The following is a 24,819-nucleotide window of genomic DNA, read 5'->3' on the forward strand; positions in this document are numbered from 1 at the left end:
TTCGGCATAACGCTATCGTGCCCGCCCGTGCCTCAGACCTTCGCAACGGCATTGGCGTGTGGCCGCCTCGCTTTTCCAGCTTTCCAAGCATGAACGCGCTTTTGCAGGGACTACCCGTCATGCTCCTCGAGCTTGCCCTGACACGCCCTGTGCCTTTTCGGGCGCAGGTCATGCCCGGAACGTAAAAAACCCTCCGGGCGGTAAAGCCCGGAGGGTTTTTCATGTCAGACGTGTCGGACGATCAGAGAGCGACCTTCACACCGAACTGGAAGGAACGGAGAACGACACCGTTCTGCGTCCAGGACGGGTTGTAGAGATAGCCACCATAAGTGCCGAAGTCGTAAGGCGACTTGAAACCGAGGAGGTTGTAGACGTTGGCATAAGCGCTCCAGCGGCGATTGAACTGGTAGTTCACCGTCAGATCGACATCCCAGAAACCCTTGACCTTGCACTGGCCCAGCGGAACGAAGCTGCTGGACTGGAGGGCATCGGCGCAGTTGCCTGCTGTGTCCGATCCGGTCTGGTCTTCAGCCGTCGTGCGATAGCCGCTGGTGTAATAGACCGTCGGCGTGACGGCCAGCTTGCGCCACGAGAAGGTGTTGGACCAGTTGGCGCGCCATTTCGGCGTTCCCGAGGCGGAGACAGCGCCATAGGGGCCAAGCGTACCGGCGAAACGATAGACCGAGCCATCCGGATTGGTCAGGTTCATGCGGCGCACGAAGGTGGCCCCGCCCTTGCTGTACCAATGGACTTCGCTCAGGGCACCGGGGAGCTGGGTATTGATCTCGATCGAGAGATCGAAACCGTCCGTCACCAGCTTGTTAGTGTTCACATAACCCAGATTGATGATGCCAGGACGAAGCTGACCGCCGGGGTTCTGCGGATCGGCGATATCCGGCGTCACGGTCACGCCCGTCGGGAGGGCTTCACCTGCCAGATAGGCATTGGCCACATTCGTGGTGCCCACCGGGTTCGGTGCAATGTAGTGGTTCTTGCGGATATAGTAGTAGTCGGCGCTCAGCGTCATCCAGCGCGTGGGACGGAAGATCGGCCCACCCGAGAAGTTGGTTGAGGTCTCAGGACGCAGATTCGGGTTACCGGCGGTGTTCGAACCGATATAGTAGTTCTGCGCGTAGTTATTGGGGGTACCGTTGGCGTTCAGATGCTGGCTGATGAAGTTGGCGTTATTGGGCGTATAGGTGGTGTAACCCACATTCGAGCCACCGGTTTCAGCAAAGCTCGGAACGCGGAAGCCCTTCTGGAACGTGCCACGCAGGGTCAGCTTTTCGGTCGGTTTGAACTGCACACCGAATTTCGGCGAGAAATGGCTGAAGCCTTCCGAGTAGTGATCGTAACGGCCCGACGCATCGGCGCTCAGCATCTTCACGATCGGCGCATCGGCCTGGAAGAAGGCCGACTCGACCCAGCGGCTGCCCTGGGCATTCACCGGATTGATATAGCTCGTGTACTGATTGGCCGGATTGGCTGTGTCGAGCGGATTGGCGTTCGGGTCGTTCAGGGCTTCGTAACGTATGTTGCCACCGATCGCGAGCTTGGCCATACCGCCCGGCAGGCGGAACAGACCCTTGCTCAGCGTCGCCTCACCCGAATATTCCTGCGTACGCGCATTGATGACGTTGCGCGGTGCGATCGAGTTCAGCACCGATTGCGAGTTCTGCGACGGATCCACGAAGTTGTAGCTGCCGCTGGTAATGGCATTCTGGATGCCCGAAATCGTCGGCACGCCCGTGATGGTCTGGTTCAGCAGCGTGTTCATGCCAACGAAGTTGACGTCGTAATTCCAGTCCGAACCCCAGCGCGACGGGTGCCAGCCATTATAGCGCACCGAGCCACGGAAGTTCTGGCTGGTTTCCATGGTGGTGGGGATCAGATCGCCGAACCGGTAATTGACCTGCGCCTGCTCGCCAAGCGCTGCATAGGGATTGTTCGGGTTGAGCGAGCCATCGGGCAAATAAACCGGCAGATAGGTGTTCTGCGCGGTGGCCAGCTTGGCCTGGCTGTACGAGGTGCTGCCATAGGTGGAATAGGGCGTGCCGGTGATGATCGAGCGCGCCTGCGACCAGGTGAACATGGCCGTGAGTTGCGAGCGCTCGGTCACATTGGCTGTGAAATGCGCGGTGGCGCTGACACGACGCAGATCGGGCGCTACCTGCGCGTATTTCTGCGTGTTCCACGAGCAGGCCTGGCTGGTGCCGGTGCTGCCACCGACCGAGCCGGTCACGACACCGCCCAGACTACCGCAGCCTGCCTGCTGGTTCAGCAGTGACCATGGTGCCGTATTGGTGCCGGTCCCCGTCACGGGGCGCACGAGGGCCACAGTCGAAGGTGAGAAATTGGTGATCGACCCGCCAGAGGCGATGTTGTCGTTACCATTGCCACCACCGATTCCGGTCAGATCGCCGTTGTTATAGGGCGCGCCGAGCTGACGGTAATAGAGCGGATCGTCCTGCTGGTATTCCGAGTTGATATAGAAGTTATAGCCGTCGCGATGCAGGTCGCCATGGCCCCATGTCGCGTAGAGACGCTGATGCCCAGCATCGCCGCGCTGGGTCAGACCGCCTTCGGCATTGCCTTCAAAACCCTTGATCTCCTTGCGGGTGATCATGTTGACCACACCGGCAACGGCGTCGGCACCATAGGTGGCCGAACCGCCATCCTGCAGCACGTCCACACCCTGCATGATGGATTGCGGCATCCAGTTGGTGTCGACGAAGTTGCGCTCGCCGTCATCGGCCAGCGGATAATAGGACAGGCGCTGGCCGTCCATGAGCACCAGGGTCGAGTCCGTGCTGAGACCGCGCAGCGAGGGAGCCGAGGCACCGGCGGCGAAGCCCCCCCCCTGCCGACCAGGCATTGGTAAGGTTGCCAGAACCGTTGGATGACAGGAGCTGCAGTGCATCGGTCACGGTCTTGATGCCGCGCTGCTGCATGTCCTTCATGGTGATGTGGGTGATGGGCGAGGCGCTGGTGGTGTTCGGATCGCGGAACAGCGAGCCTGTCACCATGATCGTCTCGGGGCGCGAGGTCGCGGGAGCGTCCCCAACCGGAGCGGAAACAGCCCGAGCGCGCGTCGAGCGGCTCTGGGCATTGACCTTCACCTTGCTCTTGGCAGGAGCCTTCGCGGCGTTGACTGGGATTGTGGATGTTTCAGGGGCTGCAACACTCTGTGCTCTTGCGTCGCTGACAAAATGCAACAGGGCGATACAGGCGGTGGCACTCATGAGACCGGCGGCAAGTGGTCGCTTGCGTCGGGTTGACGGGGCGACGATTGGGGCAGAAATGCCCGATTCGTGCGTCTCTCTTGGGGACAGCGTCATGGAACGTTCCGTCAAAATGGGTTAATTCGCGATATTACGCATCGCAACGTTCCCAAGGCGTAACGGCAGATTGTTAACGCTCGCAAGGCGGGTTACACTTTTATTACATAGTTTGAAAACGACTGTGCAACAATGTCACAGTAGCGAATCCAGAGTTACCGAAGGGAAATCATTCCTTTTCAGTTACTTACAGCCGCATGAATTCGAGACCCATTCAATCGGTGCAGCGCTGTTTCGAAAAAAATCGAATTTCCTGGGAACCGTTAATCGTTAACGATTGACAGGCATTGGAACACCGGGAGCAGCGCCTCCTTGCGGGGCATGCGTCATGGCCTTTCGCTGTCCGTCATTGTCATGCGGAACAGCGCAGAAAACAGAAAAGGCGGGGCTTTTGGCCCCGCCTTTCGCTCCTTCGTCTCAAGAAGGAAACCGGTCATTCAGTGGCTGAAGCCTTTGGCCGAGGCACGGGTAGAGTGCAGATGGGCTTCCACCTCAGGATCCAGCTTCAGGAAATACGTCAGGACAGCGCTGATGAAGTAGATGATGGAGTAGACAACCATCACGCCGAACACCCCGAAGGAAGGCTCGAAGATGTAGACGATGGCCGGTCCGATCCAGACGCTGGCGCCTGCGCCGAGGTTCAGCAGCGACATGGCTGCGGCTTTATTCTCGGGAGCGAGGTAAGGCATCAGGGCCGAGAGCGGCACGTAGCCAGCCAGGGTCATGCCGTAGAAGGCACCGGCGATCATGACGATGAACAGATGATCAGGGCCCAGCATGGTCGGCGCGAAATAAAGCGCCATGGTGCTGAGCGTCGAGCCGATGCCGCCCATGATCAGAACCGTATAGCGCCAGCTCAGCTTGTCACTGATGATACCGAGGAACAGGTTGAAGAAGATATTGCTGATGAAGATGGCCTGAAGCACCGCCAGCCACTGGCCCATGGTGAAGCCGAGCGTATGGGTGAAGTAGAGCGGCATGAACACCAGGAAGCCGAACTCGGCAGAAGTGTTGATGGCGCGCACAATGCAGCCAATGCCAACCTTGGGGCGCTGCCAGCCAATGGCCAGCGACATGAACAGGGTCTTGATGGCGCCCTTATTGCCTGTTTCGACGCGGGGAACGCGGTTCATGCCAAGCAGGGCCAGCGCACCGCCGAAGACAACGAAGCTGAGTGCGACCCACAGCGTGGCGTAACCACCGATCACAGGCAGAAGCACACCGGCAATAGTGGTGCCGAGCGTGGGCAGGCCGGCCGTGAAGCAGAACCAGAACCAGCCAACAGCCGATCCGAGCTTCTGAACAGGTGCGGTGTTCACAACCCATACGAGGAAGCCGAAGGCGAAGAGCGGATAGCCGAAGCCGCGCAGGCCATAGAACAGCGTGATCAGCGTCCAGGATTTGGACGGCAGGGCGAAACCGAGAAACCCGATCTGGAACAGGATCCAGATGGCCAGACCGACGAGCATGACCTTGCGGCTGCCCCACATGTCGGACAGGGCACCCGAAGCCCAGGCGGAAACAGCCGCCGTCAGACCATAAATGGTGAAGAGACCGGCGACGTCATGCTCCTGAAACCCGAGCGAGACGAGATAGGGTGACAGATAGCCACTTTCCACGCCATCGCCGATCATGAAGAGCAGTGTGCCGATGAAACCCCAGATCATGATCGGCGGAATGCCGGCCCATGAAATGACGCGTCCGAAAGCCGTCTGTGGTTCAATGTCTGGCAAAGTGTCGGTTGCGGACCGTGCCCCTCCGACGAATGTCCCGCCTGCCATCATGTGTCTCCTGAGTCTCAAAAAGGCATCTTGCTGCCGAGCAGCGTGCCTGGCCCGACCTCCTTTGCGCGGGTTGAGCCGGTCCGGCAAATCACAAAAAAGAGTTATAATTACCAGAGCATCTGTTCGTATGTGACGTTCACCCTGGGCGATTTGGTATGATAAACGTTTTTTAATACGTTTATATGTGAACATAACACGAACAAGTATGGGGATAACGTGGATAAATGACACAAACTTGAATGGAACCTCAGAGCCGATCCTTAATCATCCGATAAGATGGGATAGCGAATACGGATGGAATTTCGATATTCCCATCACGCCTTTATGATTTATGAGCTCTATGCTTATGTCATATTTAGAGACTAGTTTTCGTGACAATGGTTTCGTCAGTAATGATCATTTGCGACAAAGTAGGTACCAGTCATGCTTTGCCAGACAGGGTTTATGAACAGAGTTTAATACATATCATTTCATCAGCAATCATAACATTCCCGTCCATCGTGCCGGGGAGATAGAGGGGATATCTCATGACCACCCGAACACAGCGCGCCAATGCCATTCGCATCCTGGCGATCGATGCCATTTTCAAGGCGCAATCGGGCCATCCCGGCACCCCCATGGGCATGGCCGATATTTCCGAAGTGCTGTGGCGCGATGTCATGCGATACAACCCCGCCAATCCCGCCTGGTCCAATCGCGATCGCTTCGTCTATTCGAACGGTCACGGCTCGATGCTTCTTTACGCCCTGCTGCATCTGAGCGGGTTCGACCTCGGTATCGAAGACATCAAACAGTTTCGCCAGCTCCATTCCAGAACGCCCGGCCATCCCGAATTCGGCTATGCCCCTGGCATCGAAACCACGACCGGACCGCTGGGTCAGGGTATCGCCAACGCCGTGGGCATGGCGCTGGCTGAAAAGACCCTGGCCGCGCAGTTCAACCGCCCGAATCTGCCCATCGTCGACCATCACACCTATGCCTATGTCGGCGAGGGCTGCCTGATGGAAGGGATCTCCCACGAGGCCTGCGCGCTGGCCGGGACGCTCGGCCTTGGCAAGCTGATCACGATCTATGACCGCAACATGGTCACCAATGACGGGCCGATCGAGGGCGTTTATACTGACGACACGCGCAAGCGCTTCGAGGCCTATAACTGGCAGGTGATCGGCGAGATCGACGGTCACGACCCCGATGCTGTCCTTGCCGCCCTGAATGCCGCCCGCGCCGAAGCTACGCGCCCGAGCCTGATCATCTGTCGCACCACCATCGGTCAGGGCTGCTCCGAGGGTTATGCCGGCACGCATAAAGTGCATGGTGGCGTCCTCCCGGCCGATGAAATCGCGAAGATCCGTGCCCGTCTGAACTGGACCGCCCCCGCCTTCGAGATCCCCGAGTCTATCGCCCGTGACTGGGATCACCGCCCGGCGGGTGCTACGGCTGAATCTGCCTGGAATGATCTGTTCACGCGTTATCGCGACGAATATCCCAAGTTGGCCGCCGAATTCATCCGTCGCCAGAACAGGGCTTTTCCTCAGGGCTGGGACAAGCTTTCCCGTGATTTCGTCGCCTCACTTCAGGCCGTGCCGAAAGACATCGCGTCCCGCAAGGCCTCGCAAAATGCCATCGAGGCTTTCGCACCCCATCTCCCTGAGATGTTCGGAGGCTGCGCCGATATCACACCGAGTTGCCTGACGCGCTGGTCCGGCTCTTCCTCGGTCTGCTTCGACCCTGCCGGAAATTATGTCGATTACGGTGTGCGCGAATTCGGCATGGTCGCCATGGCCAACGGCATCGCGCTGCATGGCGGCCTTATGCCCTACACCGCCACATTCCTGATGTTCATGGAATATGCGCGTAATGCCGTGCGCATGGCCGCGCTGATGAAGCAGCGTCAGGTGCTGGTCTACACCCATGACTCCATCGGACTGGGCGAAGACGGCCCCACCCACCAGCCCGTGGAACAACTGGCCTCGCTGCGTCAGACCCCGAACATGGTCACCTGGCGCCCCTGCGACCAGGTGGAAACCGCCATCGCCTGGGTCAGTGCGCTCGAGCGTCTCGATGGCCCCACAGCCTTTTCACTGTCGCGCCTGCCGCTCAAACAGCAAGAACGCACTGCTTCGCAACTGCGCGATGCCTGGCGCGGTGGCTATATCCTCTCCGACTGCGCGGGCACACCGGATCTGATCCTGATCGCCACTGGCTCGGAAATGACCCTGGCCCTCGATTCCGCTCAGGCCCTGCGTGCGCGCAACATCGCGGTACGCGTCGTTTCCATGCCCTCACCCGAAACCTTCGATGCGCAGGATTCTGGCTATCGTGAGAGCGTTCTGCCCGACGGCGTGCGCGCCCGTATCGCCATCGAAGCCGCCAGCTCCCTCTACTGGGCGCGCTATGTCGGGCTCGACGGCGACGTAATCGGCATGACGGGCTTTGGCGAATCCGGCCCTGCCGAGGATCTCTTCCGTCATTTCGGCTTCACGACTGACAATGTCGTGACCCGTGCCGAAGCGCTTCTCGCCCGTCACGCAGCACGCGCCAAAGCCTGATCTTCCTCTTCGTCCAGGCGGTGCAGGAACGCACCGCCCCCATCCTGACTGGATAAATCCATGGATCTTTTCGATCTCTCCGGCGACATCGCCTTGGTAACCGGCGCAGGCAGCGGCATCGGCCAGCAGATTGCCATCGGCCTCGCCGAAGCTGGCGCCTCGGTCGCCTGTTTCGACCTTCCCGGCTCACGCAAGGGACTTGATGAGACTGCCGACCGTATTCGCGGCCTCAAGCGCGCCGCCCTGGTCTGCACCGGCGATGCCACCGACGAAACCAGCCTGGCCGATGCTGTCGCAGCCACCCAATCCGAGCTCGGCCTGCTCTCGGTTGCCGTCAACGCTGCAGGAATTGCCAATGCCGCCCCTGCCGAGGAAATGGACCGCGACCAGTGGCAGCGCGTGCTCGATATCAACACGACCGGCGTCTTCCTCTCCTCTCAGGCAGAAGGGCGCGCCATGCTGGCCAATGGCCGCGGTTCGATCGTCAATATTGCCTCGATGTCGGGCGTGATCGTCAATCGCGGGTTGATGCAGGCCCATTACAATGCGTCCAAGGCCGCCGTTATCCATCTCAGCAAAAGCCTGGCCATGGAATGGGCCACGCGCGGCATCCGTGTGAACACCATCAGTCCGGGCTATACCGCCACCCCCATGAATACCCGCCCCGAATGGGCAGAGCGTGTGAAGGTCTTCGAAAACGACACCCCCATGAACCGCATCGCTGCGCCGCGCGAGATGGTGGGACCGGCGATTTTTCTCTCTTCTCGCGCTGCGTCCTTCTGCACCGGGGTCGATCTTCTGGTGGATGGGGGATTTTGCTGCTGGTGAAAAGGTCCAGGGCTCTGCCCTGAAACCCGCAAAGGGGCGTTGGCCCCTTTGATCCCGATTTTTGGTTCATGGGTGCCCAGATAACGAACAAACACCCCGTTCAAGGCGGAGCACTTCGCTGTGCCTCCGATGCCAAACGAGTGACGCGCCCCGTGACGATTTTTATCGGAGCCGTCCGAGGGTCTCTTATGGCAGCACCGCCGGGAGGAGGTTGAGGACGCAGCCTTCAGACCATCAAATGGGCGGCGGGTCTTTTCGATATGCTATTCAGAGGAGTTGCCCATTGGACAATCCCGGACCTATCCGAACCGGGGCAGGGCAAGCTCGGTCTCTCGGCCGATTGACCCAAGCATAGCGATCCATTGCCCGGCTTGTACGCGCCGACCATTTCACTGTTTGTCATCACGGCCTCGCTGCCGGTGAGGCTACTCGAGTCTTTGGCCTGGCCACCGACCGAATAGGCGTAGATCTCCCCGCACACCGCTAGCTGGAGGTAAGGCGCTCAATGGGGAGTTCAAGCGTATGCTTGATTTCCGACAGCGCAACCATGGAATTGACCTCCTGAATGCCTGGGATCAGGGCCAGCCTTTTCAGGAAGAACTGCTCATAGGATTCGATATCGCGCGTCACGATACGCAGGATGAAATCGACCGAACCCAACAGCACATAGCAATCCTGTACCTCGGGAAATTCACGGATAGCCTCTTCGAACGCCGCCAGATTGGCGCGCGCGTGGGCCGTCAGCTTCACCAGTGCGTAGAGCTGGGCATTCAGCCCGATTTTCCTTCGGTCCACCAGATAGACCTGTTTCTGCAAGATCCCGGCATCCTTGAGCCGCTGGATGCGCCGCCAGCATGGTGCCTGTGACAGCCCGACCGCCTCAGCCAGTTCCGCCGTGGATCGTGACGCATCCTTCTGCAGAAGCTGCAGCAAATGGCGGTCGATCGCGTCCAGATCCTCGAGCATCAACATCTCATCCCATCGGTTTTTAGCGCATAAATTATGCAGGTTTATGAGATAGATCTCTACGAAAACGCAATTTTTATCAGCGTTGAGCATGATACCGTGTGGTCAGCGGGACATTCCAGCCATGAGACGCTCCCCGAACGAAACGCCTCTCCACAGGATCCAGACCATGACAGCCAGCTTTGCCAGAACAAGAACCCTCGACGCCCGCAGCGGTGCGGATATCCTGCTCGAGATTCTCGCCAGTGAAGGGGTCGAGTATATCTTCGGCAATCCCGGAACCACCGAGTTGCCGCTGATGGATAGCCTGCTGCGTCGTCCGGATATCCGCTATATCCTCGCCCTGCAGGAGGCGAGCGCCGTGGCCATGGCCGATGGCTACGCACAGGCCGCGGGCAGGCCGGGCTTCCTGAATCTCCATACCGCCGGTGGCCTCGGCCATGGTATGGGCAACTTGCTCAATGCGCATGTCTCCCAGACACCTCTCGTCGTGACGGCGGGCCAGCAGGATCTGCGCCATGCGGTAACCGACCCGCTGCTTTTCGGCGATCTGCTGAAAATCGCCGAGCCCGCGGTCAAATGGGGCAAGGAAGTCGCGTCGGCCGAGCAGCTTCCTACGCTGGTGCGCCGCGCCTTTCACGATGCCGATGCAGCTCCTTCCGGTCCCGTCTTCCTCTCCCTGCCCATGGACGTGATGGAGGAGATGAGCACGATCAGCGCCGGCGCCCCCTCACGCATCGACCGTAACGCCATCGCGGGTGCCCTGCCCGATCTCGCAAGCGCTCTCGCTGCCATCGCCCCCGGTCGGCTCGCCCTGATCGCCGGCGACGAAATCCATGCCAGTCGGGCCGCTGCCGAGACGGCTGCGTTGGCGGAGACCCTCGGCGCGCCGGTTTATGGATCATCCTGGCCATCGCGCGTGCCCTTTCCAACGGCGCATCCGCTCTGGCGCGGCAATCTGCCCACAACGGCGCGCGGCATTGCCGAGGTACTCTCTCACTATGACGCCATCTTCGCCATTGGCGGAAAATCGCTCATCACCATTCTCTATACCGAGGGTTCGGCCATTCCCGAGGGCTGCACCGTCTATCAGCTTTCCTCCGATGTGAACGATCTGGGGCGCACCTACCCCACCACCCTCTCGACCTGCGGCCATCTGAAAGCCTCGCTCACGGCTCTTCAGCCTTTGATCGAAAACGCCTCGAGCGCCCAAAGCGCCGCTTATGCGAGCTTGCGTCGGGACGCGGCTATGAAGCGCGCCACGGAACGCTCCACACTGCATCGTCGCGCCGATGACGCCCTCTCCGAAGCGGTCATTCCCCCGATCCTCGCCGCGCGCGAGGCAGTGCGCGCCATTGGCCCTAATACGCCGATCGTCGATGAGGCCATTGCCACATCGGGCTTTGTCCGCAGCTTCCTGGAGAGCAACGATCCCGCCCAGTATTCCTTTCTGCGCGGTGGGGCGCTGGGCTGGGGCATGCCCGCCGCCGTCGGCTGCGCGCTGGGACTGAAGCGCGAACCTGTGGTCTGCCTCGTGGGCGACGGTGCAGCGCTCTATTCGCCACAGGCGCTCTGGACAGCAGCGCATGAAGATCTGCCCATCACCTTCGTGGTCATGAATAACTGCGAATATAATGTCCTGAAAAACTTCATGCGCGGCCAGCAGAATTATACTGCCGCCCAGACAGGCCGCTTCATCGCCATGGATATCGTCAACCCTACCATCGATTATCAGGCCCTCGCCGCCTCCATGGGCCTGCCTGCGCAGCGCCTGACACGCGCAGGCGATATCGCACCCGCCATTCAGGCGGGAATTGCGAGCGGCAAGGCGAATTTGATCGAGATCATGATCAGCCGATAATACATGGCGCGAGGATTCACCCCTTCATCCTGCTAAAAGGCCCGTTCCTCGTGCCCGGTATCAGAGTGTCAGGTGAAAGAACTGGTTATGGGGGCTCGCCTTGTAGGGGCCGAAAGGCGGCCCGCTCTCAAAACCATTCCGGCGATAGAGTCTTATTGCGGCCTCGAAAGACGGGGCCGTACCGGTCTCGAGACTCAGGCGTCTCAGTCCGCGCGCCCTGGCCGCATCGATAATCGTAGCGAGAATTGCGGCCCCGGCCCCACGCCCGAGAAAATCGGAATGGGTGCGCATGGATTTGACCTCGCCCACCCCCTCACCGAAGATTTTCAGGGCGCCGATCGCTGCAACCCGCCCTTCAATGCGTGCAGACCACACCGTCACCTCGGGTACCGTCAAACCGGACAGATCCAGTGCGAACCGGAACGCCTCAGGCGAACTCTCGGCCATGCCAGCCAGATGCACGGCAAGAAGAGCCCGCGTTTCCTCGCTGGAAAGATCGTCAATCCCGATGTTCATCTCTCGATATGCCCCTCGCACTGCCTGAACTGCTCCGGGACAGGATAGTGAAGCCGGACTGGAACGAGGTCCATGCCCTCTTCTCATCTTGCATCCGGATGAGCCATAAGTCCGGATTGGGGATTGGAGATGCAGCTTCCTCTTATCCCAATTTGCGAAAAGCAGTGAACTCAAACTGTTGAATCATTCCGGTCGGCGTTGTGTGGTTGTGGGAGCACCCCTGCAACATGATGAATTCATCGCCCAGAAGACCAAGCAAGGACGCGCTGTCATGCTGAATGACGGGAAGGCCTGAGCAGCGTGAAGGCCCGTTCGGGGCGAAGCCACCAATGACCGCGATACCGCCCGGTGCAAGGGCGGATCGAAGGGCGGCGCCATAGCGCTTCTGGTCTTCGGGATCGGTCAGAAAATGAAGGGCCGCGCGGTCGTGCCAGACATCATAGTGCCTATCGGGGGACCACCGCGTGACATCCGCCACGATACAGCGATGGCGGTCCCCATAACGGGCGAGACGATGGGCCACACGCGCAAGCGCCACCGCGGAAAGATCGAGGCTCGTGACCCCGGAGAAACCGGCCTCAAACAGGTGGTCGGGCAGGAACGAGGCCCCACCCCCGATATCGATCACATTCCCCTTTACAGGCGCATTGTGGAGAATGAGGTCGAGAGACGGTACAGGATGACGCTCATACCAGCTTACTGCCGTCTCCATCTTTTCAGTATAGACCCGGTCCCAATAGGCATGACGCGTTTCCATGATACCTCCTCTGACACACCCTCCTTTTTAATGTGAAAAATCTGCCACCCTTCTCACAGCTGCGTGCATAAACCATCCAGCCTGAACGATCGCGAGCCCGTTTCCCCAAGGACGATTGCTCTTTGGCAGGAGGCGGGGCAGGACCCCGCCTTGCGCTCAGAAATCTGCAGCCAGCGTCGCCATGGCCGTGAAGGCCGACCCCACGACAAAGACCGGGCTGGATGCCCCCACCTTGTTGCCGAAAATACCCGTGCGTGGCTGAGCGGTGATGCCGAACCCGCCGAGACCCGAAAGATAGTTTGCCCCGCCCAGATTGGTCAGGCTCAGCATGGCGCGCGGGTGAACACGCGTTCCGAAAGAAGGAAGTTTACGCCCCATGGAAAGATCGGCCGTGACGAAAGCGGGAATGCTCTGGTCGTTCATGAGGGTGGAAAACTGGGAGTCCTGATAACGTAGATTGAAATTACCGAACCAGACGCTGTCATCGAAGGTCAGGCCGATGGCACCGGTATATTTCGGGGCGCCAGGAGCCGATTTCCCCGTGGTCGGGACGTGATCATTGCCGGTGCTGACATTATTGCCAAGCCGCGTGTGGAGATACTGACCTGAGAGATATGCACTCAGATGATGCCAAGGGCGCGTCGCCAGTTCGGCCTGAATGCCCCAGGCCTCCTCACCACCGGCAGCGATCTGGCTGCTGACCAGAATTGTGCTGCCCGGCTGATAGGCGAGACTGCTGATCTGATGATTGGTCAGGTTGTAATGAAACCCGGCAATCGAGACCGAGACACGTGCATTATGGCGATAGCCGAGTTCCTCGCCGATAAAATATTCCGGTTGCAGATTATTCGGCGGAATGGAGGTCGGGTTGGGCGACGTGTTGCCGAAAGACGGCACATAGGCGGAATACCCGGCTGGCAGACGATAGGCGGTACTCGCATTCATATAGACCTGATCTTTGGATGTAATCCGGTAGCTTGCGAGGAACTGAGGGGTCGGGATGAAATTATTGGGTGCAACCTTAAAGGGTATCGCACCGGGCACACCCTGCGAGGTCATGCGGGAGACCATGGTGGCTTTGAACCCGGCATCGAGTGTCAGGCGGTCTCCCCACAAGCTAAGCTTGTCGTCGAAACCGAGCGCGTTGAGTTGCTGCGTCTGACTGATATCATAGCCCGTCACCAGACGGCCATTAGCCGTCAGCGGATTTTTCCACGTCACTGAACCATCATCGCCCACCACGAAGCGGTCCTGACGCTCCTGATGATCTGCATAGGAATAGAAGTAGAAAAAGGTGATCGTGTTATGCCGCGTCTTCCAGTCGAGAGACGCCGTCACACCCGAACTGCGCTGCTCCCAGGGATGGACGCTCTGCACCAGAAGCGTCCGATTCTGGCCCTGATATCCGTCAAGATAATCATAGCGTTGCGTGCCGATATAGCCATTGGCCGTAGGAACCGCCATGCCGTAATTATTCGGCCCCATCTGGCTGATGCCATAGGGTGTGACATGCAGGAACCAGTGATCGCCGAGACGGAAGTCGTTGCGGATGGTGCCGAAGGCGACATTGGTGAAGCGCTCGTTGAGCTTGTAATAGGCGTAGCCGCCAGGGGTGTAGGGCGCGGTGTAATTGAAGCTCGTCCCGTATTGCTGCCATTGCGCGAGATTGGGATAGCGATAAATGGTTTGTCGGCCCTGATTATAGCCGAAGATCACATCGCTCACATTGCCTTTCGACCAGCGCTTTTCGAGATTGGCATCCACATGATAGCGCGACACATCTCCCGGTCCGCGCCACAGATTGGCCGATGAATGGGAGAAAGAAGCATAGGCGCGCACATCGCTATGGCCGATTTCGCCCGTATTGAGGCGCAGGAATCCCTTTTGCAGGCTATGCGTCCCCCCGCCGAGCGAAAGCGTCCCGCCTGCCTTGTCGGCGGGACGAAGCGCCTTCATCGTGACCTGCGCGCCATCGGCATTATAGAGCGGGGATGCGAGATCGATCGATCCTTGCGTCACGCTGATCGAGGCGAGATTTTCATTATCGACCATCGCCGCATTCCAGGGCGCATAGCTGAAGACGTCTGCAGCGGGGATGCCTTCGAACACGAAACCGATCTGGGTCTGATCGAGCCCGCGAATATGCAGGGTTTCCGCCTGGGTGCTGAGCGGGGATTCATTGCCCGCCTGCACACCGGGCAAGCTGGCGATCAGACTGGTCGGGCTCAGTGTCGGGGCCTGTTTGGCGATATAGTCCTGCGTCACCTCGCTGATCGCACGGGGCGCGGTCTGGGTCTTCATCAGGCCGCCACCCACCACTCTGCGCTTTTCGTGGATACTGATCCGCTCAAGCCTCTTTTCCTGGGCTACATTCTTCTGGGTGGCGCCTCGTTGAGTGACAGCATCGTTCTTCTGTTCGGCCCATGCCGGAAACCCGAAGCAGAGCGCCGACGCGGTGTACAGGGAGAAGCGCCCGTATCGCTTTATCAACCGTTGCAAATCAATAACTCCGCTTTCACGCGCTTTTCGTTCTTAGCGATCTTTTCTATTATCACCGAAGTATATTTGTTATTATTTGTCATAACTTCGATCTGTATCGATTTTTACACAGATGACCCGATATCGAATGTGATCGATACGTGTATAATTTGTTTCTTATCCGGTTCAATTTGATGAACTATTTATGACCTGTGCTTTTCGTCTGGTGAGCGGCGAATGAATGATCTTTGATCCGCGCCAGGATTTTCAGCTTCAGGATCTCAGAATGAGACTTTCCAGCTTCCTTGCCCTGACCGCACTGGCAGGATTTGCTTCCATGACGCAGGCCTTTGCCCAGCACCCGCCTCTGGACCAGGATATCCATGTCAACCAGATCCAGGTGATCGGGACCCATAATTCCTATCGACGCGATATCTCGCCAGTCACGCTCCAATGGCTCACCAAGTTGTCACCTCAGGCGGCCATCGCGCTCGATTACCACCATGACACGCTGACAGCGCAGCTCGATCACGGGGTGCGCCAGCTCGAAATCGATATTTATGCCGACACCCAAGGCGGGCGCTACGCCCACCCCAAGGGACCGGAATGGGAACGCAAGGCCGGACTGACACCCGATGCCGACCCGACACCGCCAGGGGCCATGCAGGGCACCGATTTCAAGGTGATGCACATCGTCGACATCGATCAGAGGTCGAGCTGTCAGCCTTTCAGGGCCTGCCTCGAGCAGGTCAAGACATGGTCGGATGCCCATCCGAACCACGTTCCTGTATTCATCGATCTGGAAACCAAGCAGGATATCCCGTTCGGTGGCGGCAAGCTGCCCTTCACGGCTCCCGAAGTTTTCAGTCCGGCCACCTATGACCGTCTGGATGCCGAACTCATCTCAGTATTCGGGCGCGATCGTCTCATCACCCCCGATGACGTGCGTGGCAATGCACCCACGCTGGATGAAGGGGTACGCAGTCACGGATGGCCCGACCTTGCTCATGCGCGCGGCAAGATCGTTTTCCTGTTCGACAGGCCGCACGATACCGCCCGCTACACGCAGGGTCATCCTGCCCTGCGTGATCGTGTTGTCTTCACCAATGCCCACCCGGGAGATGCGGATTGCGGTTTCACGGAGGTGAATGAGGGCTTCATCGGCGCCAAGGGGAATGGCAGCGACGCCGTGGATAACAAGGCGGCCTCCAAAACCATTCCTGCTCTTGTGCGCCGGGGCTATCTGGTGCGTACCCGCGCCGATGCAAATACGATCGAGGCCCGACAGAATGCGGTCGAACGCCGTGATGTGGCGTTTTCCTCCGGAGCGCATCTGATCAGCACGGATTATCCCGCTTTCGAGCCTGCCCCATGGCACGGATATGCCGTCGGATTCGGTAAGGGTCTGGTAGCGCGATGCAATCCGGTCAACGCCCCGGCCTCCTGCCGCGATTCTTCTCTGGAGCCTGCCGAGACAGCCCAAGAACAGCCTTGAATACAGTGGTCGCCTCACGCATTCCGGGGGCGGAGGGACTCAGGTTTGCCATGAGTCCTCTCATTATCGCAACGAGAACAGGTAGCGCCTCTCAGCATCCTGACGGGCAACAGCGCGGAAAAGAGGAAGAAAATACAAAATTCTTTCCTCCCCCTGTTGCCAAACAGAATGGGGACTGGTAGTTCCCCGTTCACCGAAGACGAGGTGGTCACTGACCTTCCCGGAAACGGTCGCCGGAGCGGAAACGCTCCATGCGGGTGTAGCTCAGTTGGTTAGAGCGCCGGCCTGTCACGCCGGAGGTCGCGGGTTCGAGCCCCGTCACTCGCGCCATTTTCTTTCCGAAAAACAGAATAAGATCATGGTGCGCAAAGCAGAGCTTCAGGCTCGGCGTTCAGCTGTACGCATGATCGCCTTTTCCGTGACCAGGAGCGACACTGTCCCTCCCGACTCGTCTATGGCTGGTATGACCGCCCCTTCCGTCTAGGCGGCCAGATAAGTATCCAGAACCTCATCTGTCGGCCCGTCCTGACGGATGCTCCCGTTCTCAAGCCAGATCAGCCGAGTGCACCATTGCCTCATGACGTCGGGCTGGTGCGACGACATGATCAGCGCATCCGATTCCTGCACCAATGTCTCGAGTCTGGCGCGCGCCTTGGCCAGAAAGGTGATGTCCCCTGCCATGAACCACTCATCCATGAGCAGGACATCCGGTGTGATGGCCGTGGCAAGGCCGAATGCCAGGCGTACCAGCATGCCACTGCTATAGGTCTTGACCGGCAGTGAGATGAAATCGCCCAGCTCGGCAAATTCGGCCACATTATCGAGAACGGATTGCGTGGCAGACTTGCTCATCCCGTGAAACAGGCAGCGCAGGCGCACATTCTCGATGCCCGTCAGCTCCATGTTCATGCCAAGCTGCGTGTCCAGCAATGTGCCGATTACACCACGCACCCGCACCCGACCGGAAACAGGCTCGTAAATTCCCGCAAGAGCACGCAACAGGGTTGTCTTGCCTGCGCCGTTGCCTCCAATCAGCCCCAGGCGCTCACCGCTCTGAAGCGAGAAGCTGATCTCCCTGAGAACATCGACCGTGACCCGGTGGCGGGCATCCTCGATGAGCGCACTCCCAGCCCTGTTGACCGTCCTGTTGGCCAGAGCCTGTGCCATGGAACGCTTCAGCATCCGGCTTTCAGCGTGATAGACTGGAAAATTCACACAAAGTCGATCGACAGAAACTCTGGTCATGGTCAAACCCAGTATGCAATGCGGGCGCGAAAACGCGTGAAGACCAGAACAGCCAGAGCGATCAGCACGGCACTATGGGCCAGCGCCATACCCCACAGGGCCCCAGGCAGGGGCTCGCCCAGCAGAGGGGTGCGCATGATGGCCAACAGGGGATAGAACGGGTCGAGCAGGATCCAGTGTTGCAGCGTCCCCACAAGTTCAGGGCGCCAGATGATGGGCGTGATGAAGAAGAAAACCTGAAGCAGGGAAGTGACGATGGGTGGGATGTCGCGAAACCGCGCGCCGAGCAGCCCGAGGCAGAACATGACCGCAAAGCTATCGACAATCCACAACCCCAGAGCGGGCAGGATCAGCCAGACATGATAGGGTGTGACGCCGAAGATCAGGAAAACGGCCAGCACCACCACCGCATTATGGAGCAACACAAGCAGGTTGCGCGTGATGGCCTGACAGGCGAAGACCGTGAACGGCATACGGGCCGCCTGGATCATGCGGCTTTCCTGCGAGAACACGACAGTGCTCTCGCTGATCAGGGTCGATATGTAGCCCCAGAGCACCAGTGAGAGCGCCAGAAAAGGCAGATAGTCCCTGAGCACCATGTTGAAGAGTTCGGCATAAAGAACACCGAGCGCCGCCACCATGACGGCCGTGGTGATGGTCAGCCAGAACGGGCCGAGCATCGAGCCGCGATAGCGCATCTTTATATCGAGCCAGCCAAGGGTCATGGCCAGGGGCAAAAGCCGTAACCCGTCACGCAGATCCGCAGCAGCAGCCTTCAACCGGCCTGACCCGTCAAGGGGCGACAGATCGAGCAGAGGCTCTTTCCTGCGTGTCTCTGCGTTAAGTGTGTTCATGCTTCTCGCTCTCAAGCTGACATGGCCCCTGACAACCTGGCCGCGCACCGATCTCTAGCCTCTCGTCCGCGCCGCTCCAAGAGGCGAGACCGGGTTGTCAGAGGTCACGCAAACGAAAACCCGCGTCATGACGGGCATCGGTGGATTCACAGGGGCAGTGTCGGGTATGATGGCTGTCTCACTTTCCGGAACACGATGACAGGCATGACGGCCGGCGATTACTTCATGATTGGCTTTGTATTTGCCGCCTATGCGATTGGCCCGCTCATGGCCGGCCTTCTGGTCCGGCGGATCAATCGGTCAGGCCTGTTCGATCATCCCGAGGAATAGACCCTCAAAAGGACAGGGCTCGCCCCTGCTCCGCGAGGATGAACCTGAAGCCGTCGCGGTTGCCCTCTGCCAGTTCCCTGGCAATAGTCGTGCGTACCGCCCCGTTATCGTCAAGCGTCGGCTTGATATGCGAGACCAGCACCGGGAATCCTTTCATCGAAACCCCAGCATGGTCCCTGAGCACGCCCAATTCCTGCAAAAGCCAGCGCGGCGTCAGATGCCCGTAGAGACGCGAATCGGGCTGGCGATTGTCATAGGAGCACTCGATGATGATCCCACGCAGACGCCCCGCGCGTACAAGGGGGGCGACGTCCTGCCAGAGCGCTTCGAGCCTGTGGCTGTGCTCCACGTTATCGGGACCCGTATCGCCGAGATAGAGCAGCGCATCCTTGCCCGAATGGACCAGAAAAGCCGTTGATTCCACGCCGCCATGGCTGAGCGGATAGGCCGTGACGGTCAGTCCCGTATGGGCCAGATCCATCATCTGACCGACCGCGAGGTCACGATAATGCAGCAAACCGAAAGCCGGCTTCACGCCGCGATCCCCCAGATTCGGCCAGATACGATGATTGAACAGGTTGTCCTCGAGAGCCGCATTGACCGAGGGCAGAGCGTAAACAGGCTTCCCCGGGTCGTCGGGCGAGACGATGACCAGCCCTGCCACGTGGTCGAGATGGGCATGGCTGATCAGATAGCCCTGAATGACCTTGTGCAGGATAGTACCGGTCTGCGCCGGAGTGCCTTTTCCTTCCAGGGGCAAGGTATCGAAACCATGGCTTTGTTCCGCCCTCTCGATCCCGTTGAGCACCGTGCCTGCGTCGAGGAGCACTCCCGTTGCGGCACCGTGCTCACGCAGCAGATAGGCGCTGAGATTGCCATCCTCAAGACCTCCAGCAGCACCGAGAATGGTGACATCGAAGCGTGGTGTGGTCTCTGGTGAAACCGGATCCGGACGGGACGGGGAAGTCGAGCGGGACACAGAGGCTGTCGAAAGCCGGGAGGTCTGGGCTTTTGCCGCTGGGAATGCGATCGCCTGGATTATGAACAGAAACGTCCCAAGCAGATGGCGTCGCCGATCCATGATTGCCCTGTGATACAAGCTGAGCACCCTCACCCTCCCTCTCCGGTGCCTGCATATACCATAGTCCGTTCCATTGCTGTCAGGGGTGGGACCTGAAGCCTACCTGCCCGAGCGCGGCCAGACCATGGCTGACCGGGCTGCTGTTCTCGTAGGCTTCGCCAAATGGCTTGAGGCTTGCACCCGTATTCGGATCCCGCCCGGGTGTCTCGCCATTAGAGATCGATATCTTTCCCAACCAAGGCAGGGTCATGGAGGAGTCAAACGGTTTTACCACGGTGCCGGGAGTATCGGTGGCTGGGTCCAGAACCTTATGCCGTTTAGCCGTCACCTCCAGTTGCTCGTCTGGCATGGGGGCTGGCCCCGGCCAACGTCCGGCATAGACCGGGGCGGGCGCGGCTATTCTGGCGCGCGCGCCGGCCGCCTGGGGCATGAGCGTACCCCATGAAGCAAGACCGGTCAGGAAAATGACGCGACCATGGCGTAATCGGGTCGACAGACGCAGTCTCATAGCCCCATTCCCCATGAACAGACACGATGTATCGTCCCGGGTCCCGTTCGAATCGCGCCTCGTATCACGATTTCATCACAGGGATGGCCGGATGCACCAGCCTGCATCGTAACGACCAGGAAACCGCCTTCTAGCAGTCCCGTGCGGGGTGGAGTCCGGCACCGGCCTATGTAACAGTCTGTGCCAGTCGCGATAGAAAACTGGCAGGACAAGTCGCTCATGGCGGGAAAGAAACAACACGCACCAACCGGAAAACGCAGGATCTGGTTCGCAGGGCTCGCCGTTCTGGGCATGCTTGCGGGGTGCGACGATCAGCCACCGCTACAGCCCGGTCAATGCGAGATCCAGACGTTTGGACGGATGCATCTATGGAGCCTCCAGAATATTCCCGTTGTCCAGACCAAGATCGATGGCAAACCGGTTCTGTTCATGGTGGATACCGGTGCGTTCAACTCCGTCCTTTTCAAGAACAACGCAAAGTCGCTCAATCTCACCTATACGGGCGCCACAGCCCATACCCGTGGGGTGCGGGGCGACGAGATGCAGTCGATTGTGAAAGTCGACAAGCTCGATCTCGGAACAGGATCAACGACGGATCATGTTTTCATGCTGACAGAGAGCCCGGGACCGCAGGTGAAGGCTCCGCTTCCGCCGATCGTCGGCTTGCTCGGCGCTGAATTCCTTCTGGCCTACGACCTCGTTATCGATATGCCGCATCATGCCATGTATCTTCTGGATATGCGACGCTGCCCCTATGTCACCCCGATGTGGAAGGGAACAGTCCACGCCGTCCCGATCGAGGATGATCGGGACGACAACAAGATCAGGATGAACTTCACCATCGATAACAGCAAGCCAATCCCCGCAATCCTCGATACGGGTGCCTACGGGATCACGATTCCCTACCATCTCGCGCATCGCAAGATCGGCATCACACGCGATGATCTGAAAAAGGATCGCTTCACGACAGATGTTCATGGGATCGGTGATGACGACGTCACCTCCTATATACACGAGTTTTCCAAACTCGATCTGGGAGATTTCGAGATCACGAATGTAAAGGTCGAGATCGATGACGCAGACAATATCGATTACGCGCTTTTCGGGGCCCGCTTTCTGCACAGCGCGCGCATCTGGCTGACCACGAAGAACAAGCTCTACGTGCAGCATATCTCTGAAATGCAGGATGCGCCTCCAATCCCGATGGCCAAATAACGGCCTCGATGGGCACAGCGTCGTTTTTTCTCTTGCATATGCTGCCCGGCTCGCCGACATGCGGAGCATGCCATACGCTGTAAAGGAAATGTTCGCGACGCTACAGGGAGAAGGCGCCCATGCGGGGCGCGCTTCGGTGTTCTGTCGCTTTACCGGGTGCAATCTCTGGTCCGGCCGTGAGGAAGACCGCCACAAGGCTGCATGTTCGTTCTGCGATACCGACTTCATTGGCACTGATGGCACGGGGGGCGGTCGTTTTGCGACGCCGAAGGATCTGGCTCGGGCATTGTCGGATTGCTGGCAAGATGAGGCAGGCGACCATCCGGGACGCTATGTGGTGTTCACGGGCGGCGAACCCCTACTCCAGATCGACGACCCCTTGATCGAGGCCGTCAGAGCGGCCGGCTTCGAGATTGCAATCGAAAGCAACGGCACGATTGCAGCCCCTTCCGGAATCGACTGGATCTGTGTGAGCCCCAAACCCGCCAGCGTGGTGACACAACGTTCAGGCCAGGAGCTGAAGCTCGTTTTCCCGCAGAAGGCGCTACCGCCTTCGCTTTTCGAGGAATGGGATTTCACGCATTTCTGGCTTCAGCCTATGGATGGACCGGATCGCGTGGCGAACACGGCCGCCGCAGTAGCCTATTGCCTGAAAAACCCGCGCTGGCGCCTGTCGCTGCAAACTCACAAGCTGATCGGGATACCCTGATGCGTTCTGACGACAAGGCCATCGTGCTGTTTTCCGGTGGGCAGGATTCGGCCACGTGTCTCGCCTGGGCGCTTGACCGGTTCTCCCATGTCGAAACTCTCGGTTTCGATTACGGTCAGCGCCACGCTATCGAGTTGGATTGCCGTGCCACACTGCGCGAAACCATGCTGGCGCAGAACCCTCAATGGCGTGACAGGCTTGGCGAAGACCATACGCTCGATCTTTCGGTTCTGGGGCAGATATCCGACACGGCCCTGACGCGTGAAGCGGCCATCGAGATGAACGAGAATGGTCTGCCTTCTACATTCGTGCCAGGGCGCAACCTCATTTTTCTGAGCTTCGCCGCAACACTGGCGGTCAGGCGTCACGCGAAACACATCGTCACCGGCGTGTGTGAAACCGATTATTCGGGCTACCCCGATTGCCGTGACGATACCATCAAGGCTTTGCAGGTCGCCCTGAATCTCGGCATGGAGACGCGGCTCGTGTTGCACACGCCGCTCATGTGGCTCGACAAGGCGCAGACATGGCGTCTGGCCGAGGCCATTGGCGGCACTGACCTCGTCACGTTGATCAACCGGGACAGCCATAGTTGCTATCTGGGCGATCGTACGCATCGTCACGACTGGGGATATGGCTGCGGCACATGTCCGGCCTGCGATCTGCGCGCCAAGGGATGGGCCAGCTATGTCGGCGCTTGAGCTGAGTTTCACACGACGATTCAGCATGGGTCATCGCCTGATCACCGGCAGTTCCGAGCGCTGTGCCATCCCTCACGGCCATAATGAGTTCGTAACCGTGACGCTGGAAGCCAGAACACCCGAGCGGCTGGATGGCGCACGCAATATGGTTGTGCCATTTGCCGAGGCGAAAAAACGCTGGCACGACTTCATCGACACCCGGCTGGATCACGCGTTTCAGATCTCGGAGTCCGATCCCCTGCTCAGCTGGTTCCAGAACCATGAGCCGCATCGGGTCGATCGGCTTGTGGTCACGCCCGGCGACCCGACAACCGAACTCATGGCTGCATTGCTTTATAGCAAGCTGCAAGCCTTTCTCGACGATGAGGGCGGGGTGCTGCGCTGCACCAGCTTGTCGCTCGAGGAAACACCGACGAACACGGTGTGCCTCCGGGGCAGCCCTGAGCCCTTTCTGCCAGAAACGGCGTTAGTCTCGCTGCCGTGGTGGCGGCGCGCTGATCAGTCTGTATCTGATCTTCTCTGACACGCGGCCTTTGAAGTCAGGTATGGACATCACTATCAGTGCTTACGCGACCACTCCGACCCAAGAAGCTGCACGTGGACCTTGAAGTCCCCGTGATCAACGGATTTGGTGTCGCGTACAGGTGTGGTGGCCGTCTTGATGCCCTGATCGAGGATACGGTTTTCCACAGCGGGGGAAGTCGTGGTTTCGGTCATCACCTTCTCCTTTATGTCAGGACAACAAAGGAACGTGGCATCAATCTGGCAGCGTCATGAAACAATGAGGCACATGATCATGACGGCGAGCGTGTTCCCTGTGCATCTTCAACGCAGCCTCCTTGCGAAAGTTCTGACCCTTCGATGAGTCATCGCAAAGATTTTCAGGTTATCGAACCATCGTGACAAGCAATGGTTGAACAAGAACACGCTCTCATTTGAAAAGACGATCCATAACATGACCTTGCGACTGCGCGTTATTGATCTTGAAACAACGGGAGCGCATCCCCTCTCTTCAGAGGTGATCGAATTCGGGGCGGTTGACGTGTTCTGTGACAACGATACATGGCAGATCGGCGATGTCCGGACACGGCTTTTCCGGCCTTCAGGCCCGCTCACGCCCGAGACACAGGCCGTCCACCATCTGATGGACGAGGATTTCACGCCGGACATGCCCCATGCCACCCCCGAGGCATTGTCGTCGCTCATTCTTGGCGACCCCGCGCCGGACATGCTGGTGGCCCATCACATCGCTTTCGAACGACACTTCCTGACCGATGCCATGACCGGCGGCCTGCCCTGGCTCTGCACCTTGCGCGCCAGTCAGAAGCTCTGGCCCGAGGCACCACGCCATACCAACCAGATCCTGCGTTACTGGCTCGGTCTCGACCTGGACCGCCATCTGGCCTCGCCCGCGCATCGCGCCGGACCGGATGCCTATGTGACGGCCCATATCCTGATGCGGCAACTGGCTCTGGCATCACCCGAAGAACTTTTCCGGCTCACGCAATCACGCCATGTCAGGCGTGGCGCAGCCCTGCGTGCAGGGCGCGACCCGTACCGCCAGGAGCAGCTCTTCGGCTGACACTCCCGAAAACAGGATCCTG

22 protein-coding genes and 1 tRNA gene are annotated in these 24,819 nt (G+C 59.1%); 11 read left to right on the forward strand and 12 right to left on the reverse strand.

Going from position 1 to position 24,819, the window contains the following annotated elements; all coding sequences use genetic code 11:
* Positions 1-241 precede the first annotated feature (241 nt).
* From AA0535_RS05090 to AA0535_RS05095, 3 genes are all read right to left on the reverse strand, one after another.
* On the reverse strand, positions 242-2,824 hold the full coding sequence (locus AA0535_RS05090) for a TonB-dependent receptor plug domain-containing protein (RefSeq protein ID WP_306310222.1): 2,583 nt from the start codon (positions 2,822-2,824) through the stop codon (positions 242-244).
* Entirely contained in the window at positions 2,748-3,338 is a 591-nt protein-coding gene (locus AA0535_RS15730; RefSeq protein ID WP_306310219.1) for a hypothetical protein, read from the reverse strand. Before AA0535_RS15730 ends, AA0535_RS05090 begins: the two co-directional genes overlap by 77 nt.
* Positions 3,339-3,775: 437 nt before the next feature.
* Positions 3,776-5,122: an MFS transporter gene (locus AA0535_RS05095; RefSeq protein ID WP_264814830.1), complete on the reverse strand. Its 1,347-nt coding sequence runs from the start codon at positions 5,120-5,122 to the stop codon at positions 3,776-3,778.
* Between the two features lie 527 nt (positions 5,123-5,649).
* Here AA0535_RS05095 and tkt point away from each other — a divergent pair.
* Positions 5,650-7,671 carry a transketolase gene (gene tkt / locus AA0535_RS05100; protein ID WP_264814831.1) on the forward strand — a complete coding sequence of 674 codons (2,022 nt, stop codon included), beginning with the start codon at positions 5,650-5,652 and terminating at the stop codon, positions 7,669-7,671.
* A 60-nt stretch (positions 7,672-7,731) separates the two neighbouring features.
* Positions 7,732-8,499, forward strand: a complete 768-nt coding sequence (locus AA0535_RS05105; RefSeq protein ID WP_264814832.1) for an SDR family oxidoreductase — start codon at positions 7,732-7,734, stop codon at positions 8,497-8,499.
* 483 nt (positions 8,500-8,982) lie between these two features.
* On the opposite strand, the gene AA0535_RS05110 is transcribed toward AA0535_RS05105, so the two are convergent.
* A complete protein-coding gene (locus AA0535_RS05110; protein WP_264814833.1) occupies positions 8,983-9,465 on the reverse strand; it encodes an Lrp/AsnC family transcriptional regulator in 483 nt (160 codons plus the stop codon).
* Positions 9,466-9,634: 169 nt separating this feature from the next.
* Here AA0535_RS05110 and AA0535_RS05115 point away from each other — a divergent pair, with 169 nt between their 5' ends.
* A complete protein-coding gene (locus tag AA0535_RS05115) occupies positions 9,635-11,326 on the forward strand; it encodes a thiamine pyrophosphate-binding protein (protein ID WP_264814834.1) in 1,692 nt (563 codons plus the stop codon).
* A 60-nt stretch (positions 11,327-11,386) separates the two neighbouring features.
* Here AA0535_RS05115 and AA0535_RS05120 read toward each other — a convergent pair whose 3' ends face one another.
* From AA0535_RS05120 to AA0535_RS05130, 3 genes are all read right to left on the reverse strand, one after another.
* On the reverse strand, positions 11,387-11,842 hold the full coding sequence (locus AA0535_RS05120; RefSeq protein WP_264814835.1) for a GNAT family N-acetyltransferase: 456 nt from the start codon (positions 11,840-11,842) through the stop codon (positions 11,387-11,389).
* Positions 11,843-11,984: 142 nt separating this feature from the next.
* Positions 11,985-12,599, reverse strand: a complete 615-nt coding sequence (locus tag AA0535_RS05125; RefSeq protein ID WP_264814836.1) for a class I SAM-dependent methyltransferase — start codon at positions 12,597-12,599, stop codon at positions 11,985-11,987.
* 156 nt (positions 12,600-12,755) lie between these two features.
* Positions 12,756-15,098 carry a TonB-dependent receptor gene (locus AA0535_RS05130; protein ID WP_264814837.1) on the reverse strand — a complete coding sequence of 781 codons (2,343 nt, stop codon included), beginning with the start codon at positions 15,096-15,098 and terminating at the stop codon, positions 12,756-12,758.
* A gap of 265 nt (positions 15,099-15,363) precedes the next feature.
* On the opposite strand from AA0535_RS05130, the gene AA0535_RS05135 reads away from it, so the two are divergent.
* Together AA0535_RS05135 and AA0535_RS05140 are read left to right on the forward strand one after the other, a co-directional pair.
* Positions 15,364-16,572, forward strand: coding sequence for a phosphatidylinositol-specific phospholipase C1-like protein (locus AA0535_RS05135; protein ID WP_264814838.1), 1,209 nt, complete (start codon positions 15,364-15,366; stop codon positions 16,570-16,572).
* Positions 16,573-16,825: 253 nt separating this feature from the next.
* Positions 16,826-16,902 (forward strand) — tRNA-Asp (locus AA0535_RS05140).
* 150 nt (positions 16,903-17,052) lie between these two features.
* Here AA0535_RS05140 and AA0535_RS05145 read toward each other — a convergent pair.
* Complete coding sequence (locus AA0535_RS05145) at positions 17,053-17,817, reverse strand: ABC transporter ATP-binding protein (protein ID WP_264814839.1); 765 nt, start codon at positions 17,815-17,817, stop codon at positions 17,053-17,055.
* A 2-nt stretch (positions 17,818-17,819) separates the two neighbouring features.
* The gene (locus tag AA0535_RS05150) at positions 17,820-18,671 is read right to left on the reverse strand and encodes an ABC transporter permease (protein WP_264814840.1); all 852 of its coding nucleotides are present in this window, start codon (positions 18,669-18,671) and stop codon (positions 17,820-17,822) included.
* Between the two features lie 195 nt (positions 18,672-18,866).
* Between AA0535_RS05150 and AA0535_RS05155 the strand changes: the two genes are divergently transcribed.
* Entirely contained in the window at positions 18,867-19,001 is a 135-nt protein-coding gene (locus AA0535_RS05155) for a hypothetical protein (protein ID WP_264814841.1), read from the forward strand.
* 4 nt (positions 19,002-19,005) lie between these two features.
* Here AA0535_RS05155 and AA0535_RS05160 read toward each other — a convergent pair whose 3' ends face one another.
* Together AA0535_RS05160 and AA0535_RS05165 are read right to left on the reverse strand one after the other, a co-directional pair.
* Positions 19,006-20,082 (reverse strand): MBL fold metallo-hydrolase, encoded by a 1,077-nt coding sequence (locus tag AA0535_RS05160; protein ID WP_264814842.1) that lies wholly within the window; start codon positions 20,080-20,082, stop codon positions 19,006-19,008.
* A gap of 79 nt (positions 20,083-20,161) precedes the next feature.
* Complete coding sequence (locus AA0535_RS05165; protein WP_264814843.1) at positions 20,162-20,590, reverse strand: hypothetical protein; 429 nt, start codon at positions 20,588-20,590, stop codon at positions 20,162-20,164.
* A gap of 219 nt (positions 20,591-20,809) precedes the next feature.
* Here AA0535_RS05165 and AA0535_RS05170 point away from each other — a divergent pair, with 219 nt between their 5' ends.
* The 4 genes from AA0535_RS05170 (at position 20,810) to AA0535_RS05185 (ending at position 23,738) form a co-directional block, all read left to right on the forward strand.
* On the forward strand, positions 20,810-21,805 hold the full coding sequence (locus AA0535_RS05170; protein WP_264814844.1) for an aspartyl protease family protein: 996 nt from the start codon (positions 20,810-20,812) through the stop codon (positions 21,803-21,805).
* Between the two features lie 67 nt (positions 21,806-21,872).
* The gene (queE, locus tag AA0535_RS05175) at positions 21,873-22,514 is read left to right on the forward strand and encodes a 7-carboxy-7-deazaguanine synthase (RefSeq protein ID WP_264814845.1); all 642 of its coding nucleotides are present in this window, start codon (positions 21,873-21,875) and stop codon (positions 22,512-22,514) included.
* Positions 22,514-23,215: a 7-cyano-7-deazaguanine synthase QueC gene (gene queC, locus AA0535_RS05180; protein WP_264814846.1), complete on the forward strand. Its 702-nt coding sequence runs from the start codon at positions 22,514-22,516 to the stop codon at positions 23,213-23,215. Before queE ends, queC begins: the two co-directional genes overlap by 1 nt.
* Positions 23,202-23,738, forward strand: coding sequence for a 6-pyruvoyl trahydropterin synthase family protein (locus AA0535_RS05185; protein WP_264814847.1), 537 nt, complete (start codon positions 23,202-23,204; stop codon positions 23,736-23,738). The genes queC and AA0535_RS05185 overlap by 14 nt, the downstream gene beginning before the upstream one ends.
* Before the next feature lie 35 nt (positions 23,739-23,773).
* On the opposite strand, the gene AA0535_RS05190 is transcribed toward AA0535_RS05185, so the two are convergent.
* The gene (locus AA0535_RS05190; protein WP_264814848.1) at positions 23,774-23,932 is read right to left on the reverse strand and encodes a hypothetical protein; all 159 of its coding nucleotides are present in this window, start codon (positions 23,930-23,932) and stop codon (positions 23,774-23,776) included.
* A 238-nt stretch (positions 23,933-24,170) separates the two neighbouring features.
* Between AA0535_RS05190 and AA0535_RS05195 the strand changes: the two genes are divergently transcribed.
* A complete protein-coding gene (locus AA0535_RS05195; protein WP_264814849.1) occupies positions 24,171-24,797 on the forward strand; it encodes a 3'-5' exonuclease in 627 nt (208 codons plus the stop codon).
* The last annotated feature ends 22 nt before the right edge of the window (positions 24,798-24,819 follow it).

The sequence above is a fragment of the Asaia krungthepensis NRIC 0535 genome (genome assembly GCF_025995175.1).
GTDB lineage: Bacteria > Pseudomonadota > Alphaproteobacteria > Acetobacterales > Acetobacteraceae > Asaia > Asaia krungthepensis.